This is a genomic window from Bradyrhizobium cajani (assembly GCF_009759665.1).
Lineage (GTDB): Bacteria > Pseudomonadota > Alphaproteobacteria > Rhizobiales > Xanthobacteraceae > Bradyrhizobium > Bradyrhizobium cajani.
The window spans coordinates 262,357-279,669 of the sequence record NZ_WQNE01000002.1; the positions used below are offsets into that span (position 1 = coordinate 262,357).

Sequence of the window (17,313 nt, forward strand, 5' to 3'; positions counted from 1 at the left end):
CGCGCTTCAGGTTGTTGTTTGAGCATGATCTCCGCGCAAACGCGTTCCGCGTTTGTCGCGAGGGAAAACCGCTTCGCACTTTTCCGGATCATGCTCTAGCCCAGCGCGGGTGCCGGCAAGTTGGAGGAGGCAGCTATGGAACAGATCCTGGCAAAGTGGGAGAGCCTCGCCGCATCGTCAGGCGCATTGCGGTTCCTGGACATCAATTTGCGCAGCATTGGGCAAGTCATGTTTCAGAACAACCCGCTGACCGGGATCCTTTTCCTTGCCGCGATCGCCTGGGGGTCCTATGCGGCCGGCGCCCCCCGCGTGGCAATTGCGGGCGTCGTCGCGGTCGTCGTCGCAAACCTGGTCGCGGAGCTGCTTCACGTCGAGACCGAGTCGCTCCATGCCGGGCTCTACGGCTTCAACGGCATCCTCGTCGGCCTTGCGCTGGCGACGTTCCTGGCTCCCGGAGCGCTGCTTTGGGTGTACGTCATGCTGGGGGCGGCCGTATCCGTCGTCGTGATGCTGGGGACGACCAACGTCGTCAAGCCATGGGGTGGCGCTCTCACATTTCCGTTCGTGATCACGACATGGCTTCTCTTGCTGGCCACGTATGGATTTTCCGGCCTTGCGGGAACGGCCCTGCCGACCGGCAACGTTGTGACCGCATTCCAGCCCTACCAGGGAAGTCCGCTCCAGCTCATCGAGCTCACCCAGGGCGTGTTCCTCAGCATCTCGCAAGTCTTCCTGAAGGCCAGCAGCGTCGCGGCGCTGCTCCTGCTCGTCGGGCTCGCCGTAAGCTCGCTCGCGAGCGCCGCCTTCGCTCTTGGAGGTGCGATACTGGCTGTGCTGACGGCCCATCTTTTCGGCGCCGAGAGTGACCTGATCACCGGCGGCCTCCTTGGATTCAGCCCGGTCCTGACGGCGATCGCGCTCGGGACCGTCTTCTATCAGCCGAGCTGGCGCGTCGTGGTCTACACGGCCCTCGCCACGGTGTTCACGGTGATCGTGCAGGCGGCCTTGAACGTCGCGCTGACGCCGTTCGCCATTCCGGCTCTGACAGCGCCGTTCGTGCTGGTGACGTGGCTGTTCCTGTTGCCGCGGCAACGCCTGGAGGGAGCGCCTGCCGTCGCCCGCGACAACGAAAGGCCTGCGGCCGTAGCTTGATCCTCATCATGGTCGTTCGGCAGCGTGAGTTATCGAAGGAATTGAACGATGGGACTCATCGGGATCTTGCTTGGCCTGGCCCTGCTGATGTGGCTCGCATACCGGGGGGTGAGTGTCCTGCTGGTCTCCCCACTGGCGGCGCTCATTGCAGCCGTGTTCTCGGGCGAACCGCTGCTCGCCCACTGGACGCAGACGTTCATGAGCGGGGCGGCGCGGTTCGTCGCGCAGTGGTTTCCCATGTTCATGCTGGGCGGGTTGTTCGGAAAGCTCATGGGCGACAGTGGCTCGATCAGCTCCATCGCGCGGTATCTGACCGACAAGTTGGGAACCAGCCGCACGGTGCTCGCGGTGGTGATCGCGTCGGCCATCGTGACTTACGGCGGGGTGAGTGTGTTCGTCGCATTCTTTGTGCTGGTGCCCATGGCCCACGAGATGTTCCGGGCCGCGGACGTCCCGCGCCGGTTGTTGCCGGCAACCGTCGGACTTGGTGCATTCACGTTCACCATGTCAGTGATGCCGGGCACCCCTTCGGTCAACAACGCCATTCCGATGCCGTACTTCGGCACCACCACCTTCGCGGCGCCCGGGCTGAGCATCATCGCATCGGCTATCATCTTCGTCTTCGGCATGTGGTGGCTCGGCCGGGTTGAGGCGGCGGCGCGCAAGGCCGGTGAAGGCTATGGTGGCGAGGCGGAGACCGCTCCGGTCGTCAGCGAGATGGTTCGCGAGCAGGCAGCGCCCGCGGGCGACTTCGACCCGGCCGAATTGCCGCATGGCAAGCAGGCCGAGCGCGGGCCCTCCTTTGCTGTGGCCGTGCTGCCCATCGTCGTCGTGATCGTCACGAATTTCCTGATGTCGCTCATCGTATTCCCGAGGCTCGATTTCTCGTTTTTGTCCGAGGAGCAGTGGGGCGGTACGACGATCGGGGCCGTGTCCGGCGTCTGGTCGGTTATCGTGGCGCTCGCGGCGGCAAACCTGACCGTCCTTTTCCTCAACCTGCGACGCCTGCCGTCCCTCCGCGAAAGTCTCGACGCGGGTGCGAATTCGGCAGCCTTGCCCATGCTCATGATCGCCAGTCTTGTCGGCTTCGGCGCGGTCGTCGCCGCGTTGCCGGCATTCACGACGGTGCGCGACGCGGTCTTCGGGATTGCCGGAGGACCGCTGGTCTCATTGTCCGTCTCCATGAATGTGCTGGCAGGGCTGACCGGTACGGCCTCCGGCGGTATGGCGATCGTTCTCAATGCGTTTGGCGACGACTTCTTGCGTCTTGGCGCGGAGCATCACATCGCCCCCGAATTGATGCATCGCATAACAACGATGAGTGCCGGTACCCTTGACGCCCTTCCCCACAACGGCACGGTGCTGCTGCTGTTGCAGATCAGCGGCCTCACTCATCGCGAAAGCTATCTCGACATGGTGATGACCGTGATCGTCAGTTGCATTATCGCACTCGTCGCGGTCCTCATCCTGGGGTCGGTTTTTGGATCGTTTTGACCGCTGTGGTTCGAAAGTCGAAGCACACGCTCAGCCGCCGATCCCGGGCGCAGGCAAGGGAGGCGACTTTGGCTTGTCGGCCTTCTTGGACCAAGAGCGGTAGTAAGCGACTGCGGTCAACAACGCGACGCCGGCAACGCTCACTGCAATCTGCATCCAGATCGCGCCGGAGATCTCGACGAGGATGACGTGAGCCCCGACCGCGAGGAAGACACCGACACAGAAGACTTCGAGCGATTGTTGGCCGCACTTGATCAGCGGTTGAAAGATCGGCCAGTCGAAGCCCGGCCAGTCACGCGGCAGGCACCGGGTGATGAAAAAGGCAAGAACGATGAAATGGACAAGACGGTAGGGTGCCAGGTTGGTCTTGTCGTTGGGATTGAATGCATCGTAGAGCCATGTCGGCATCAGCTCGGCGATCTCCGGAAATCGCCCCGCCATCGTCATGACGAGCGCAAACAGCAAGTAGGCGCCGCCGAGCCAAAGCAACGCGCGCGACCGGATCAATGGCTTCGCCAGGGTCGAGCCGCCGAGTGCGAACCATCCGCCGAATATGAAGAGAAACTGCCAGCAGAACGGATTGAAGTACCAGTATCCCGTCGGGAATGCGGCCAGATTCCAACCGAAATGGCGTGCCGCGAGGTACAGAAGGAATGAGGCCGCGAGCGTCAGGTTCGGCAGCCGCAACATGATCCAGAGAACCGGCGGAAAGGCGGCCATCAGCAGGATATAGAGAGGCAGCACGTCCATGTTGACGGGTTTGAACGCGAGGATCAGTCCCTGATAGAGGGTTTCTGCCGGATCGGCCATGAATCCGGCAACGTTGAACTCATGCTCGAGATTTGGATCGCCGTAGCGGTGCGCAAGATATCCGATCTCGGCGATGTACATCACGAGCAGGACAATGTGCGCCACGTAGATTTGCCACGCTCGCCTGATGAGACGAGTTCCTCCGATGACGAAGCCTCGCCCAAGCATAATGCGCGCATAGACGAATGAGGCCGTATAGCCGGAGATGAAGACGAACAGATCGGCCGCATCGCTGAACCCGAAATTGCGCGGGGTGAGCCAGTTCACCACGTTGTTCGGTATATGGTCGAGGTAGATCGCCCAGTTGGCGAAACCGCGCAGCAGATCGAGGCGATAGTCGCGGCCCTTCGGCGGCAGTTGCGCTCGGATTCTCATCATGCTGCCACCCGATCGACCTCGCAGGCTGTTGCAGTTCGCGGAGGGCTCTGGCTCCGGATCGGCGGGCTGACCGGCAGCAAGCCGACCGATCATACTGATCGCAGCCGGCAGGGGTGATCCAACAAAACCCCGAGATTTACTGGCGAATGTACCAACGTCGCCGTGGCCGCTCGGGTTGCCATCATGCCAGCCTGGGCGCCAACGCGCCGCATCGCAGATGGGATCTCGTCATCCGTTCATCCCATGGGAATATTCCGCCCCGTCGCTCGGGGGTTTCATCCGATGCCGGAGCCATCGGCCCGAAGCTACCATTCCCGCGCGTGCCGATCGAACGATCATCGCGCACATCAGGAGCACGGCATGACGGCGGCCTATGACAGCGGATGCACATCGAAGCTCTGGGTCCTCCTCCGCTGTGGGTCCGCATGCTCCCCTGGCATCATGCTGGCTGGTCTTCGCGCTTCAGTCCGTGCGGAAGACTGCGTAGCAAATAGGAGAAAACAATGAGCGCTCTCACCCGTCGCGCCGTTCTGCAAAATGCCGTCGCGGCCGCTGCTGTCGGCGCCATAGGCGCTCGTCTCATCGAGGCGGCAGATGCGATGCCGGTTGCTTCTGATCTTGGACAAGTCGCGAAGCAGTCGGACCTCGTGGTGGAGGCGCAGTGGTGGGGATCGCAACCTGGTCCTGGCTGGGGGTGGGGTCCCGCTCCAGGCTGGGGGCGACCGTCGCCGGTCAGCCGCCGCTGGGCTTGCTGGTGGCATCGCGGCCGCCGCCATTGCGGGTGGCGAACGGACGTTGTGAGGGCACCGCCGGCTCCCGGCTGGGGAAGTCCCGGCTGGGGTGGCACTCCCGGCTGGGGAGCCAGTCCCGGATGGGGCTGGGGTCCCGCGCCAGGCTGGGGTCGACCAACGCCGGTCAGGCGCCGCCGCTGGGTTTGCTGGTGGCATCGCGGCCGTCGTCTTTGCGGATGGCGGTAGGAGGCTGTCGCTACCCACGCAAGCCATCGGCGGCAGATTTGTCACGACAGTGTGTGTCGATCTGGAGCGTGACGCCGGTGATGCCGCTCTACGGCGGCATCACCGCATCGCGAAGAACTCCTGATGGAAACGCCATTTGACAGGAAAATCGTGCGCGGCGAAGTCTCGTTTCAGCGCTTCACCGAATCCCGCCGGACCACAGAACCAGATGCTCGCCTCGCGCCACTGCGGTACGGCGCGGCGGACGCGTTCGCCGGTCAAGTGTCCATCGCGGGCATCGATCAGAACATGCAGGCGGACATCGGCAGATCTGGCGTCGGCGGCCAGTTTGCCGAGCGCTTCCTCGTCGACATCGGCGGTGCTGTGAAACAGATCGACCATCTGCGCCTCAGGCCAATCGGGAGCTTCCTTCTGCATGGCCATGTGTTTCATACGCGCGACAAAAGGCGTGATGCCGATGCCACCTCCGATCCAGATCTGGTGCGGACAGTCATCATCGAAGGTGAAGCAGCCGTAAGGCCCTTCCAGCGTAACCTCCTGTCCGGCGCGCAGCGTCTTGCGCAAGCGGCTGGTGTGGTCGCCCAGTTCCTTGGTGATGAATGTAATTCCGGGGTTCTCGGCGTGCCAGTTGGAGGCGATGGTGTAAGGATGCGCGCCCTCCGAGGCGTCCGACGTGGCAAAAGCGAACTGGCCCGGCTTGTGGCCCGGCCATCCATGCGGCACTTCGATTTTGGACTCGAGAGCCCTGACACCGGGATAATATTGCAACAAGACGATTCTGCCCTTGACCTGCCGGCTGGCGCCCACCCGGCGCAAAAGGACAACAACGCTCGCCCACGTGCCAGAGGCAAGCAGCACCGCCATCACCCAGCCAAGCGGCGACGTCCAGTAGCTGAACCTGATCAGCACGACGGCGTGAAAGACCAGGACCAGATAAGCGAGGGCGAGAAGCCGGTGTGTCTTGTAGAAGAGCCGGTAGGGAAAATACTGGATCAGCGCCAGCACGATGAGCACCACGGCGGCATAGAACGCCCACTCGCCCAGGCTTTCTGCCGATCCGCGCAGATCCGCAAAAAACGCTGCGATGGGATTCTCGATGGGAGGCCTTGCCCCACGCGTCGGCCGCTCCAGCAAGCCCCAGCCCACCGCCCATTTCGGACCGTTGGCCCAGAGCCAATGGACGACGGCAACAACAAGGGCTGTGATGCCCAGCCATTTGTGCAGGCGATACATCTTGTCGAGGCCGCCCAGCCACGATTCCGGCCAGCGCGGCCGCAGAGCCAGGATCATCGCAACGCTCATGCATCCGATTGCCAGAATGCCGCTCAACTGCACCATCGCTCCACGAAGAGCAAAGAACGTGGCTGACTGAAATACGGAAGGCTCGGCAATCAGCCACAGCACGACCAGGATCGCGAGGATTGCCCAGAATGAGCGTTTAAGGTTCCGCATGCTACGTCGGTGCTCACCTGCATCGGTTCGAATACCACTGCGGAGTTCGGTTGCGCTCTGCCCTGCCGCTGACGTCCGAGCGCATAGAGCGGATTGAGTCCGCAGGACGAAGGCGACCACAGCGAGCTGAAGGTACCATCGGCGCGCTGCGGAGTTATCCGACCAAACCCTCGGAGTTCGCGGATGGATTTACCTGTGACCGACCAACAGGCTTATGACACAAAGCGGGCTGGCCGATGGACCGGGGCCCGGTCATCAACATCGGTAAATCTAGCCGATACGGCCGGATAGAATCGTGGTTTGTCAGGGTTCGGCCCCAGTAGATTCCTCGGCCGCGATCAGGCAATCACCCAATATTCCCAGCTTCGCCCGACAGCGCATGATGCAATCGTTCGTCGTTGCAGCGCGCACGGCTGGTTCAGGATACGGCTAAGCCGGGCGAGCTGATCCGCCGGCGACGGAGAAGGCCGACATGACGGGACCCTCAGGCGACCAAGATGCGCGCGCGGGCATCACCAACGTTGGAATGTGGTCGCGTGCGGTCTCGCGAGCAGCAATGTTCCTCTGCCTCTGGCTCGTGCTGGCCGGGGCCAGGCCCGCGGATATCCCCGCCGCGGCCGCCGCTGTGGTCGCAGCAACTTGGGCAAGCCTGTACCTGCTGAAGCCGAGCGCATCGCGGCGTTCGCCTGTTGCCATTGCCCGACTGGCAGTGCTTTTCCTGTACCATTCCATCGTCGCCGGATGGGATGTTGCAAGACGGGCGCTCGATCCCCGACTGCCGCTGCATCCGGGATTTGTGGCCTATCCGACCCGTCTTCCGCACGGGGTGCGACGTAACGTGTTCACGACGCTCACCAGCCTCCTGCCGGGAACGGTGCCAACCGGGGAGAGAAATGGACACATCCTCTATCATTGCCTCGACGTCGATCAGCCCGTGCTTGCCGACCTTGCCGCCGAGGAAGCGGCCCTGGTTCGAGCCCTCTACAATGAGTGATTTTCTGACCGCGTCGGTCGGCTTCATTTTGGCGATGCTCGCGCTGGGGCTGGTATCGATCCTGCGCGGCCCGGGAGATGCCGATCGAATGATGTCGGCGCAGTTGATCGGCACCGGGGGCATCGCTGCATTGCTGCTGCTCGGCACGGTCACCGGCGTGCCGGCTGCGGTCGACGTGGCGCTGATCCTGGCATTGCTCGCGACCTTTGCGTCCATCGCGTTCGTCAAGAAAGGGCTTTCGCGCCTCGAAGTCGATTCAACGGACGGCACATGAGCTACGCGGGTGACATCGTGACGATCGCGAGCGTATCGGCGGGTGCGTTCTTCTTTCTGGCCGGCACCGTCGGCCTGCTTCGCTTCCCTGACACCCTGACCCGTCTGCACGCGCTCACCAAGGCGGACAATCTCGGCCTGGGCTTCGTCGTGCTCGGATTGCTCCCGCAGGCAGCAAGCCTGCGCGACGGATTGAAATTGATCAGCATCTGGTTGCTGGCGCTGCTGGCAGGCGCAACCGTCTCTCAATTGATCGCGCGTAGCGCGCGCCAGGGCGGACCGGCCAGATGAGCATCACAACGGTCTTCGAGAGCGTGCTCGCCGCTCTGGTGCTGGGCCTCGCGCTCTGGACGATCGCGGTGCGCGAGACCTATTCGGCAACGGTCGGCTTTGTCGCCTATGGACTAATGGTTGCGCTCATCTGGGTGGGGCTCGACGCCATCGACGTCGCGCTGACGGAGGCCGCAATCGGCGGGGGCCTGGGCGGCATCGTGCTGCTGGGCGCCGCCGCCCGGCTGCGGGACACCGAGTCGACGGCCGCGGAGACGCCAAACCGGATGGTGCGTCTCGGCGCCGCTGCACTCTCCGCGGCGATCGCTGCCGCGCTCGCGATCGCGATTCTGCTCTTGCCGGATGCCGCACCAACGCTCGCGCCGGCAGCCGTCGCCAACGCCGCGGCGACAGGCCTCGCCAACCCCGTGACCAACGTGCTGATGGCGTTCCGCGGAATGGACACCGCGCTCGAGAAGGTCGTGCTCTTGCTCGCCATCGTCGGTGTCTGGTCGCTCGCCTCGGATCAGGCCTGGGGCGGCCGCCCGGGACCGCACCACGAAGCCGACCCGAACGGCGTTCTCGCGTTTCTCGCGCGTCTGCTGCCGCCTGTCGGTATCGTCATCGGCGTCTACATCCTGTGGACCGGAGCCGATCATCCAGGCGGTGCATTTCAGGGCGGCGCGGTTCTCGCGTCGATGTGGCTCCTGGTCATCATGGCGGGATTGGCGGACACGCCGCCGGCGAGCAGCCGACGGCTACGGCTTGTCCTGGTGGCCGGGCCCGGCCTGTTCTTCCTCGTTGGTCTCGGCGGCCTCTGCTTTGGCGCGGCGTTCCTTGCCTATCCGATCGCGCACGCCAAGCCGCTGATTCTGGGCATCGAGACGGCGATGCTGCTGACGATCGCGGCCACGCTCGCCCTGCTCCTCGCCGGCGCACCGGAACGGAGCGTACCGCGATGAGCGCCGTGACAGTGTTCGGATTGACTGCGGCTGCCGCGGTCGGATTGGGGCTGTACGGCCTGATCACGAACCCGCAACCGCTTCGCAAACTCCTCGCGTTCAATCTGCTCGGCAGCGGCGTGTTCCTCCTCTTCGGCATCATCGGACGGCGGGGCGCCGCGGCGGGCTTTGGCAACGATCCGGTGCCACAGGCCCTGGTGATTACCGGGATCGTCGTCGCGTTCGCCGCGACCGCCCTGGCGATCGCCCTGTTGCTGAGGCTGTTCCGGACCGCCGGCTCCACGACGCTACGCAGCGACGCGCCACGCATGGGCCGGGGCGCCGATGCCCCCGGTGGCTGATGCTGCCCCCTGCCCCCATGTCGGCGACGACCGCGGGCGGCTTCCTGCTGGTGCTGTCGATTGTCTTGCCGGTCGCAGGCGTGCTTCTGGCCTTCGCTCTCGGCGACCGCTACGTCCGGCTGGTTGCCTTCACCATCATGCCGTTGGGCCTGGCGATCGCCGCAGCGCTCGTGCTGGCACTGCCACGGGGCGGAGGCCACCTCGTCTATCTGCTCGGCGCCTGGCCGCCACCGCTCGGCGTCGCGCTGCATGCCGACGGATTGTCGGCCGTGATGATTGCAGCGACGGCAGTCGTGATCCCAGCCGTGGCTGTCTATGCCGCACCCGAATTTCGTCCGGCAGCGGCGGCGCGCGCGCCGGCCGCATTCTGGATGCTGCTGCTGGCGATATGGGGAGCGCTGAACGCGATCTTCGTCGGCGGAGACCTCTTCACCCTCTACGTCGCGCTGGAACTGCTGACATTCGCCACGGTGCCGCTGGTCTCGCTCGATGGCCGTGCGGAGACGCTTCAGGCGGCATTGCGATATCTGCTCTTCGCGCTGCTGGGGTCGGTGCTCTATCTCGCGGGCACGGCCCTGCTCTATGGTCTCTATGGCGCACTCGACATCGTGCTGTTGTCACGTCGCGCCGATGCGCAGCTGGGCACGCTCATCGCCGCGGCCTTGATGACGACGGGTCTTCTCGCCAAGACCGCGCTGTTTCCGTTGCACCTTTGGCTGCCGCCCGCTCACGCCGGCGCACCGGCAGCGGCGAGCGCAATCCTGTCCGGCCTGGTCGTGAAGGGCTCCCTCTTCATCGTCATCCGGCTCTGGTTCGACGTCATGCGCGGCCTGCCCGGCTTCGCTGCCGCGCACGTGCTCGGCGCGCTAGGGGCCACGGCAATCATATTCGGCAGCGTTGTCGCGCTGCGTCAGGAACGCCTCAAGCTCCTGATCGCATATTCGACACTGGCGCAGATCGGATATCTGTTCCTGATGTTTCCGCTCGCTTTCGATGTCTCGGGGGACCTCAAGCGTGGCGGCGCCTTGGCCGGTGGGGTGCTGCAGGCGATCTCACATGCCACAGCGAAGGCGGCGATGTTCATGGCCGCCGGATCCATCTATGCGGGGCTCGGCCACGATCGCATCACCGGGCTAAACGGCGTTGCGCGCGCTCAGCCCTTGAGCGTCCTGACTTTCGCACTGGGCGGCGTCGCATTGATGGGCGTACCGCCGAGCGGAGCCTCCCTCGCCAAGGACCTGTTGCTACAGGCGGCGGCGGAGACGGAACAATGGTGGTGGACGATCCTGCTCCAGGCCGGCGGCGTGCTGACGGCCGCCTATGTCGTCCTGGTCCTGGCTCATGCGCTGGCACCGCCGGACAAGCCGATTGCGCTCCGCGGCGCCGTGCCGCGCATTTGCGATCTGGCAGCACTCGTACTCGCGCTGTGCTCCCTGTTGCTCGGCCTGATGCCTTGGGCCTCCTATCTGCCGATCCCGCAAGGTGGGATGTCGAACCCGCTCGGCATCGATGCACTGTCCAAGCTGCTGCTGCCTGTGCTGGGAGGCACGGTGCTCGCGATCCTGCTGAGCCCGTGGCCGCACCCGCTCGCCTTGAATGCGGTCGAGAGAATGATCGCCCCTCTGCGGCGCGCCTGCCTTGGCTTCGGCCGTCTTGTCGAAGCGGTTGACGACGTCCTGCGCCAATGGCCGGCGGCGAGCATGTCGCTTCTGCTGGTGGCGCTGCTGCTCGGCACATTGATGTTCGCTGGTGCCTGAGGGATCGGCTTGGGTTCCCGAGCAGACGCGATGCGGTGAATCCGAACGCCTCGAGATCGCAGCTTTTTGAGCGAATTTGCTACGGCGCAAGCGCGCGACATGGCTGCGCGCACAAATCACTGATTTCACTGGATTTTTGGTAGCGGGGGAGCGCTACCGCCTTTCCCCACACCTACCAAACCTACGATATCTCATCCATTCCTTAGCATGAGGCAGTTCTTGAGCCCGAAGGTTTCGGTCCCGACAACCACCTCTACGCCAACGCATCCTTCACCGGCGAGATCTATCGATATGACGTGCTTGGCGAGGCAGCGCCGAAACGCGTCGTCTTCGGCGCAGCCAGATTCCAATCCGGACTTCAAAGGGCCGGACGGGATGGCCTTCGGAACGGACGGTCGGCTCTGTTGCACGGTCTACAACCAGAGAACGTTACGGTGCTCGACCGGCGGGCGAGGTCGCCGATCCGCTGATCCTGAATGGGCCTCAGCCAACGAACTGTGCCTTCACCCTCGGAGGCAAGAAGCTCCGGGTTACGGAGGTTGGCAAGGGCCAGGTCGAGCAGATCGATATGTTTTGCGCCGGCCTGCACCTGCACCTGCACCTGCCGAAATTCGTCTGAACAGGAGGCACGGGATTCTGCAAGCCTCCTTCCGAGCTCGTCAAAGGAAGCCGATCGACAGCCAGGGCACGGCTGCGACGATCAGGGTGCCGATCAGGAGCGCGATCATGTAGCCCACTATCGGCTTCATGCCCTCGTCCGGGTTGATGCGGCTGATGGCGCAGGCTGCGTAGTAGCCGACGCCGAATGGCGGCGCAAATAGGCCGATGCCCATGGCGAGGACGACCACCATCGCGTAGTGGACATCGTGCACCCCGACCTGCCGCGCGATCGGGAACAGCAGCGGACCGAACAGGACGATGGCGGGGATTCCCTCCAGCACGCTGCCGAGGATCACGAAAGTCACGATCGTCACGGCCAGGAAGACGGGGACCCCGCCGGGAAGGCTGGTCATGAATTTGGCCAGAGAGGCCGAAAATCCTGACTGGGTCAGCGCCCACGCCATGCCAGTCGCCGCGCCGATGATGAGCAGAATCGCCCCCGACAGCGAGGCCGTCTCGACCAGCATCGGATAGATACGGCGCCATTCGAACTGCCGGTAGATGAGCAGACCCGCGCAGGCCGAGTACAGGATGCCGATGGTCGAGACCTCCGTCGCGGTCGCGACGCCCTCGACCACCGCCGTCCGGATCACGAACGGCAGCGCGATGGCGGGAATCGCGACGACAAGCGCGCTGGCGATCTCGGACCCGCTCGCCCGCTTGACATGGGACAGGTCCTCACGGCGGTAACGCCACCACACGACGGCCGCGAGCATGGCCGCGAGCACCACGCCCGGCAGCAGGCCGCCCGTGAATAGCGCGGAGATCGAAACACCGGTGACCGAGCCGATCGTGATCAGAACCAGCGACGGCGGGATTGTCTCGGTCTGCGCGCCCGTCGCGGCCAGAAGCGCGACGAGATCGCCAGGCTTCGCGCCGCGCTGCCGCATCTCGGGAAACAGGACAGGAGCCACCGCAGCCATGTCCGCCGCCTTGGAACCGGAAATGCCCGAGACCAGATACATCGCCCCGACCAGCACGTAGTGCAATCCGCCGCGCACGTGAGCCAGGAGGCTGGCCAGGAAGCTGACCATGGCGCGCGCCATGCCAGTCATCTCGATCAGAAGGCCGAGAAAGACGAAGAGCGGCACGGCAAGGAGGATCAAGTGGCTCATGCCCTCATCCATTCGTCCGATCATCACCACGTCGGGCGTGTTGGTTGTCAGGGCGAGATAGCCGACGGTGGCGAGACCGAATGCGAACGCGATCGGCACGGCTGCAAAGACCATCGCGCCGACCAGGACGACGAAGAAGATCAGGAGATTCAGATTGCCGAGCGGCTTCAGCACCGGCGCCAGCAGAACGAACGTTCCGATGATGCCCGCGACAAGGGCGACGGAGGCCAGCAGACTGCGCAAGCTGGCAATGCGGATGAGCCGGAGAACGGCCGCGACCAGCATAAGTCCGATCCCGATCGGCAACGCCGCTGCACGCCAGGTATTGACGATCTCGAGCGCCGGCGTCGTGACGAAGGCCTCGTCGGCCGCAAATTCATAGGCCGGCCAGACAACGAGCGCAAGAAATGCCAGCGATGCCGCGGCCGCCACGACATCCAGGAACGCGCGAAACTCCGCGCTGAGAACGCCAACGATAGCCGTCATCCGCATGTGTTCGCCGCGCTGGAACGCGATCACTGAACCGAACATGGCTAGCCAGAGGAAAAGAATACCGGCAAGCTCGTCGGACCAGATGATTGGCGAGCGGAACACGTACCGACCCACGATTCCGGCAGACAGCACCGCAATCTCCGCCAGCACGAGCAATGCTGCCGGGACAGCCACAACATGACCAAGCACCGTGTTCGCCGTTATCACCCAACTGCGCCGGCCTGCCTGCTGGGCGCTGGCCGCCACACCGGCATCGACGTGAGGCGGATGGCTCACGTTGGTCATGATAACTGGCCCGCGGCTTTTTCGAGCTGCGACCATGCCTCCTCGCCAAACTTGGCTTTCCAGTCGGCGTAGAAGCTGGTTTTGGACAAGGCCTGGCGGAAAGCGGCGCGATCAACGTCGATGAATTTGAGGCCCTTGGCCGAAAGATCGGCGCGAAGTGACTGGCTGAGCTTCGCGATGTCGGCGCGCTGATCGACCGCGGAACGGTCGAGCTCGCGCGTCACGATCTCCTGCACGTCCTTCGGCAGGCGTTCGAAGGCGCGCTTGTTGCCAAGGATCCAGTAGCCGTCCCAGACGTGTCCGGTCAGGCTGCACGTGTTCTGCACCTCATAGAGGCGCGCGGTCGCGATGATCGGCAGCGGATTCCCCTGCCCGTCGACGACCTTGGTTTGCAACGCGGAGTAGACCTCGTTGAAGTTGATGGGCGTCGGCCCGGCGCCGAGCGCCTTGAACAGCGAGGTCAGCAGTGGGGCGGGCGGAACGCGGATCTGGAAGGTCTTCAGATCATCCGGCGTGCGGATCTCGCGGCCGGACGAGGTCACCTGGCGGAATCCGTTGTCCCAGGCCTTCGACACCGCCATGATCGGCGTCTTAGCAATCTGCGCCCGGATGTAAGTGCCGAGATCGCCGTCCATCGCCTTCCATACGCTGTCGTAGTCGGCAAACGCGAAGCCCGTGTTCACAATGCCGGCGCTCGGTACCAGGGTGGCAAGGATCGAGGACGATTGATTGAAGAATTCGACGCCGCCGCTGCGGACTTGAGTCATGAGCTCGGTGTCTGAGCCAAGCTGGTTGGCGGGGAACAGCCTGATCTCCAGGCGGCCGCTGGTCGCTTCCTTGATGCGGTCGATCGCTTCCTGCGCCCTTATATTCACCGGATGGGTCGGATCCTGTCCTGTAGCAAATTTGTAGACGAACTCGGCGGCTGATGCCGCGCGGGTCAGAGTCCCACAGAGTGGCACGGCCGTGGCCGCCATCAAGAGAGAACGGCGACTGATGCTTCCTAGCTTCGAGACAGTCATGTTTTCCTCCTGATCCGGTATTGACGTTGTGCCAGCTGCATCAGCATGCGCTCAGTTTCAGCTTTCCTCTTCGACAGCCGCGTTCAGGCAAGAGCCATCGCTCGCCTGCCGCAAAATGCAGCGGACGTAACTCTTCGGTCGGGCTTGGCCTGATTGGCGCTTTAGTGCCGGTGCGCTAGAGCCACAGCTTGATCTGCCTTGCGACCTCTGCGGTGGAAATCCCGTAGCGGTCGTGCAGTGTCGGAAGTGCGCCGGCGTCAAGAAACTCGTCCGGCAATGCAATCTGGCGGAAAGGCGGATGAACGCCTGAACGCATCAGAAGTGCGGCTATGGCCTCGCCAAGGCCGCCGATGGTGGTGTGATTTTCGGCCACGACGACCAGGCGGCCTGACTTGCCAGCTTCACGCAGTATCGTCTCGGCGTCGAGCGGCTTGATGGTCGGAACATGCAGCACCGCAGCATCGACGCGGTCGTTCTTCAGAGTTTGCAAGGCCTCGAGCGCACGCATGGTCATGATGCCGGACGAGATGATTAGAACGTCCTTCCCGTCGCGGATCAGCTTGGCTTTGCCCAACTCGAACTTGTAGTCGTACTCGTCCAGCACCACCGGTACCTGGCCACGAAGAAGGCGCATGTAAACGGGCCCCTGATGCGCTGCGATCCCAGGCACCAGCTGCTCGATTTCATGGGCGTCGCATGGGTCGATGACAGTCATGTTCGGCATGGCGCGGAAGAGCGCGAGATCCTCCGCGGCCTGATGGCTCGGGCCATAGCCCGAGGTCAGGCCGGGCAATGCGCACACGATCTTCACGTTGCGGTCTTCCTCCGCAATCGTCTGATGTATGAAATCGTAGGCACGGCGGGATGCGAACACGGCGTAAGTGGTCGCGAACGGCATGAAACCTTCGGCAGCAAGGCCCGAGGCGGCGCCGAACAGAAGCTGCTCCGCCATGCCCATCTGGTAATAGCGGTCCGGAAATTCCTTGGCGAAGATGTGTAGATCGGTGTATTTGCCGAGATCGGCCGTCATGCCGACCACATCGGGACGGCTGCGCGCGAGCTCGACCAGCGCATGGCCAAAGGGCGCTGGCTTCGTTTTCTGTCCCTCGGCCGCGATCGAGGCGATCATGGCTGAAGTGGTCGGGCGCGGCATGCCCGGCTGGGGCGCTGATCTGACGGTCTTCATGCCTGCCTCCCGGCTTCCAGCGCGGCAAGCGCGAGCTGCCATTCGTGCTGCTCGACGCGGATGAAATGGTTCTTCTCGCGCTGCTCCAGGAAGGGAACGCCCTTGCCCATCAGCGTGTCGGCGATAATCATCCGAGGCTTCGGCGCAGGATGAGACTTGGCGGCATCGAACGCGGCAACCACAGCATCGAGATCATTGCCGTCGATCCGCTGCACGAACCAGCCGAAAGCCTGAAGCTTCTCGACTAGCGGCTCGAACGCCATCACCTGCGTCGAAGGACCGTCCGCCTGCTGATTGTTGACGTCGACGATGCCGATCAGATTGTCGAGCTTGTAATGGCCCGCCGACTGGATGGCTTCCCAGACCGAGCCCTCGTCGAGCTCGCCGTCGGAGAACAACGTGTACACCCGCGCCTCGGATTTCTTGCGCTTCAGCCCCAGGCCGATGCCGACGGCGATGCTGAGCCCAAGCCCGAGCGAGCCCCCCGACATTTCCATTCCGGGCGTGTAGGAGGCCATGCCCGACATCGGCAGGCGGCTCTCGTCGCTGCCATAGGTTTCGAGTTCTTCCTCGGGGACGATCCCCGCCTCGATCAAAGCCGCGTAGAGAGCAATGGCATAGTGACCGTTGGAGAGCAGGAAACGGTCGCGCTCCTCCCATGACGGATCTTCCGGGCGGTAGCGCATCGTGTGAAAATATGCCACGGCGAGCACGTCGGAGATGTCCAGCGCCTGTGCGATATAGCCCTGGCCCTGAACCTCGCCCATGCGCAGCGCATTGCGGCGAATGTTGTAGGCGCGATCCGCCAGCTTGGGCGTGTTGGTCAGCGTTTCCATCGATCTGGATCCTATCTCGCCTGCTCAGTGGATGAGCATGCCGCCGTTGACGTCGATCACGGCACCGGTCACGTAGGCGGAGAGATCCGACGCCAGGAAGGTGTAGATGCCGGCAACGTCGTCTGCCGTGCCGAGACGATTGAGCGGAATGCCTTCCAGGATCTTCGCCCTCATCTCGTCGGTCAACTTGCCGGCGGTGATATCGGTGCCGATCAGGCCGGGCGTGACGCAGTTGACGCGGATGCCATCCGGGCCGAACTCGCGGGCCATCGCCTTGGCGAGACCCAGCACGCCGGCCTTCGCCGCCGAGTAATGCGGACCGCCAAAAATGCCGCCGCCCCGCTGAGCCGAGACCGACGACATGCATGCGATCGATCCGGACTTCCGTGCGTGCATGTGCGGGATCACGGCCTGGGAGAGGAACAGAACCCCTTTCAGATTAACGTCTTGGATGCGATCCCAATCCGCCGCCGTAATTTCCAGGAGCTTCACCGGCTGGGTGATGCCGGCGTTGTTGATGAGAATATCGATGCTTCCGAAGGATTCGATAACGAGAGCGACGGCCTGCTGGCAGGATGATTTGTCGGCGACATCGCATCGCAGCCCAATGTGGGACTTGCCAAGCGATGCCGCGGCGTCCCCCGCCGCGCTCGCGTCAATGTCGAGAATGGCGACCCGAGCGCCCTCGGCGGCAAACCGCCGTGCGGTGGCAAGCCCGATGCCGCGCGGCGATGCCGCGCCCGAAATGATGGCCGTCTTACCGCTGAGCAGCATCAGTTCCTCCCGCAAATTGTTTTTCCTTCAAGGCCAAGAATGAACCGCGGAGGCGCAACAGACAAACGCGCAGTTGTCACGGA

At 63.7% G+C, this 17,313-nt stretch carries 15 protein-coding genes; 8 read left to right on the forward strand and 7 right to left on the reverse strand.

Annotated features, from left to right (window positions below; translation table 11 throughout):
- Positions 1-135: 135 nt before the first annotated feature.
- Both yut and GPL20_RS03970 read left to right on the forward strand, forming a co-directional pair.
- Positions 136-1,152, forward strand: coding sequence for an urea transporter (gene yut, locus GPL20_RS03965; RefSeq protein WP_157327898.1), 1,017 nt, complete (start codon positions 136-138; stop codon positions 1,150-1,152).
- Positions 1,153-1,200: 48 nt separating this feature from the next.
- Entirely contained in the window at positions 1,201-2,646 is a 1,446-nt protein-coding gene (locus tag GPL20_RS03970; protein WP_157327899.1) for a GntP family permease, read from the forward strand.
- A 30-nt stretch (positions 2,647-2,676) separates the two neighbouring features.
- Here GPL20_RS03970 and GPL20_RS03975 read toward each other — a convergent pair whose 3' ends face one another.
- Positions 2,677-3,831, reverse strand: coding sequence for an OpgC domain-containing protein (locus tag GPL20_RS03975; RefSeq protein ID WP_157328211.1), 1,155 nt, complete (start codon positions 3,829-3,831; stop codon positions 2,677-2,679).
- Positions 3,832-4,910: 1,079 nt separating this feature from the next.
- On the reverse strand, positions 4,911-6,263 hold the full coding sequence (locus GPL20_RS03980; RefSeq protein ID WP_157327902.1) for a ferredoxin reductase family protein: 1,353 nt from the start codon (positions 6,261-6,263) through the stop codon (positions 4,911-4,913).
- A gap of 472 nt (positions 6,264-6,735) precedes the next feature.
- On the opposite strand from GPL20_RS03980, the gene GPL20_RS03985 reads away from it, so the two are divergent.
- The 6 genes from GPL20_RS03985 to GPL20_RS04010 are packed head-to-tail and all read left to right on the forward strand — an operon-like array spanning position 6,736 to position 10,860.
- Positions 6,736-7,257, forward strand: a complete 522-nt coding sequence (locus GPL20_RS03985; RefSeq protein ID WP_157327904.1) for a Na+/H+ antiporter subunit E — start codon at positions 6,736-6,738, stop codon at positions 7,255-7,257.
- Positions 7,250-7,531: an MrpF/PhaF family protein gene (locus GPL20_RS03990; protein WP_157327905.1), complete on the forward strand. Its 282-nt coding sequence runs from the start codon at positions 7,250-7,252 to the stop codon at positions 7,529-7,531. Before GPL20_RS03985 ends, GPL20_RS03990 begins: the two co-directional genes overlap by 8 nt.
- A gap of 17 nt (positions 7,532-7,548) precedes the next feature.
- A complete protein-coding gene (locus tag GPL20_RS03995; protein ID WP_309143234.1) occupies positions 7,549-7,821 on the forward strand; it encodes a monovalent cation/H(+) antiporter subunit G in 273 nt (90 codons plus the stop codon).
- The gene (locus GPL20_RS04000; RefSeq protein WP_157327909.1) at positions 7,818-8,762 is read left to right on the forward strand and encodes an MnhB domain-containing protein; all 945 of its coding nucleotides are present in this window, start codon (positions 7,818-7,820) and stop codon (positions 8,760-8,762) included. The genes GPL20_RS03995 and GPL20_RS04000 overlap by 4 nt, the downstream gene beginning before the upstream one ends.
- On the forward strand, positions 8,759-9,103 hold the full coding sequence (locus GPL20_RS04005) for an NADH-quinone oxidoreductase subunit K (RefSeq protein ID WP_157327911.1): 345 nt from the start codon (positions 8,759-8,761) through the stop codon (positions 9,101-9,103). The genes GPL20_RS04000 and GPL20_RS04005 overlap by 4 nt, the downstream gene beginning before the upstream one ends.
- Positions 9,103-10,860: a complex I subunit 5 family protein gene (locus GPL20_RS04010; RefSeq protein WP_157327913.1), complete on the forward strand. Its 1,758-nt coding sequence runs from the start codon at positions 9,103-9,105 to the stop codon at positions 10,858-10,860. Before GPL20_RS04005 ends, GPL20_RS04010 begins: the two co-directional genes overlap by 1 nt.
- A gap of 659 nt (positions 10,861-11,519) precedes the next feature.
- On the opposite strand, the gene GPL20_RS04020 is transcribed toward GPL20_RS04010, so the two are convergent.
- The 5 genes from GPL20_RS04020 to GPL20_RS04040 form a co-directional block, all read right to left on the reverse strand.
- Positions 11,520-13,412 carry a TRAP transporter large permease gene (locus tag GPL20_RS04020; RefSeq protein WP_157327915.1) on the reverse strand — a complete coding sequence of 631 codons (1,893 nt, stop codon included), beginning with the start codon at positions 13,410-13,412 and terminating at the stop codon, positions 11,520-11,522.
- Entirely contained in the window at positions 13,409-14,434 is a 1,026-nt protein-coding gene (locus tag GPL20_RS04025; protein WP_157327917.1) for a TRAP transporter substrate-binding protein, read from the reverse strand. Before GPL20_RS04025 ends, GPL20_RS04020 begins: the two co-directional genes overlap by 4 nt.
- A 175-nt stretch (positions 14,435-14,609) precedes the next feature.
- Positions 14,610-15,620 carry a transketolase family protein gene (locus GPL20_RS04030; RefSeq protein WP_205751135.1) on the reverse strand — a complete coding sequence of 337 codons (1,011 nt, stop codon included), beginning with the start codon at positions 15,618-15,620 and terminating at the stop codon, positions 14,610-14,612.
- The gene (locus GPL20_RS04035) at positions 15,617-16,456 is read right to left on the reverse strand and encodes a transketolase (RefSeq protein WP_157327920.1); all 840 of its coding nucleotides are present in this window, start codon (positions 16,454-16,456) and stop codon (positions 15,617-15,619) included. Before GPL20_RS04035 ends, GPL20_RS04030 begins: the two co-directional genes overlap by 4 nt.
- Positions 16,457-16,480: 24 nt before the next feature.
- Positions 16,481-17,230, reverse strand: coding sequence for an SDR family NAD(P)-dependent oxidoreductase (locus GPL20_RS04040; RefSeq protein WP_157327922.1), 750 nt, complete (start codon positions 17,228-17,230; stop codon positions 16,481-16,483).
- Positions 17,231-17,313 lie beyond the last annotated feature (83 nt).

Coding starts and splice junctions, on each gene's coding strand:
- GPL20_RS03970 (WP_157327899.1), top strand. CDS start 1,201: ATGGGACTCATCGGGATCTTGCTTGGCCTGGCCCTGCTGATGTGGCTC.
- GPL20_RS03980 (WP_157327902.1), bottom strand. CDS start 6,263: ATGCGGAACCTTAAACGCTCATTCTGGGCAATCCTCGCGATCCTGGTC.
- GPL20_RS04005 (WP_157327911.1), top strand. CDS start 8,759: ATGAGCGCCGTGACAGTGTTCGGATTGACTGCGGCTGCCGCGGTCGGA.
- yut (WP_157327898.1), top strand. CDS start 136: ATGGAACAGATCCTGGCAAAGTGGGAGAGCCTCGCCGCATCGTCAGGC.
- GPL20_RS04035 (WP_157327920.1), bottom strand. CDS start 16,456: ATGGAAACGCTGACCAACACGCCCAAGCTGGCGGATCGCGCCTACAAC.
- GPL20_RS04030 (WP_205751135.1), bottom strand. CDS start 15,620: ATGAAGACCGTCAGATCAGCGCCCCAGCCGGGCATGCCGCGCCCGACC.
- GPL20_RS03990 (WP_157327905.1), top strand. CDS start 7,250: ATGAGTGATTTTCTGACCGCGTCGGTCGGCTTCATTTTGGCGATGCTC.
- GPL20_RS04000 (WP_157327909.1), top strand. CDS start 7,818: ATGAGCATCACAACGGTCTTCGAGAGCGTGCTCGCCGCTCTGGTGCTG.
- GPL20_RS03985 (WP_157327904.1), top strand. CDS start 6,736: ATGACGGGACCCTCAGGCGACCAAGATGCGCGCGCGGGCATCACCAAC.
- GPL20_RS04020 (WP_157327915.1), bottom strand. CDS start 13,412: ATGACCAACGTGAGCCATCCGCCTCACGTCGATGCCGGTGTGGCGGCC.
- GPL20_RS03975 (WP_157328211.1), bottom strand. CDS start 3,831: ATGAGAATCCGAGCGCAACTGCCGCCGAAGGGCCGCGACTATCGCCTC.
- GPL20_RS04025 (WP_157327917.1), bottom strand. CDS start 14,434: ATGACTGTCTCGAAGCTAGGAAGCATCAGTCGCCGTTCTCTCTTGATG.
- GPL20_RS04040 (WP_157327922.1), bottom strand. CDS start 17,230: ATGCTGCTCAGCGGTAAGACGGCCATCATTTCGGGCGCGGCATCGCCG.
- GPL20_RS04010 (WP_157327913.1), top strand. CDS start 9,103: ATGCTGCCCCCTGCCCCCATGTCGGCGACGACCGCGGGCGGCTTCCTG.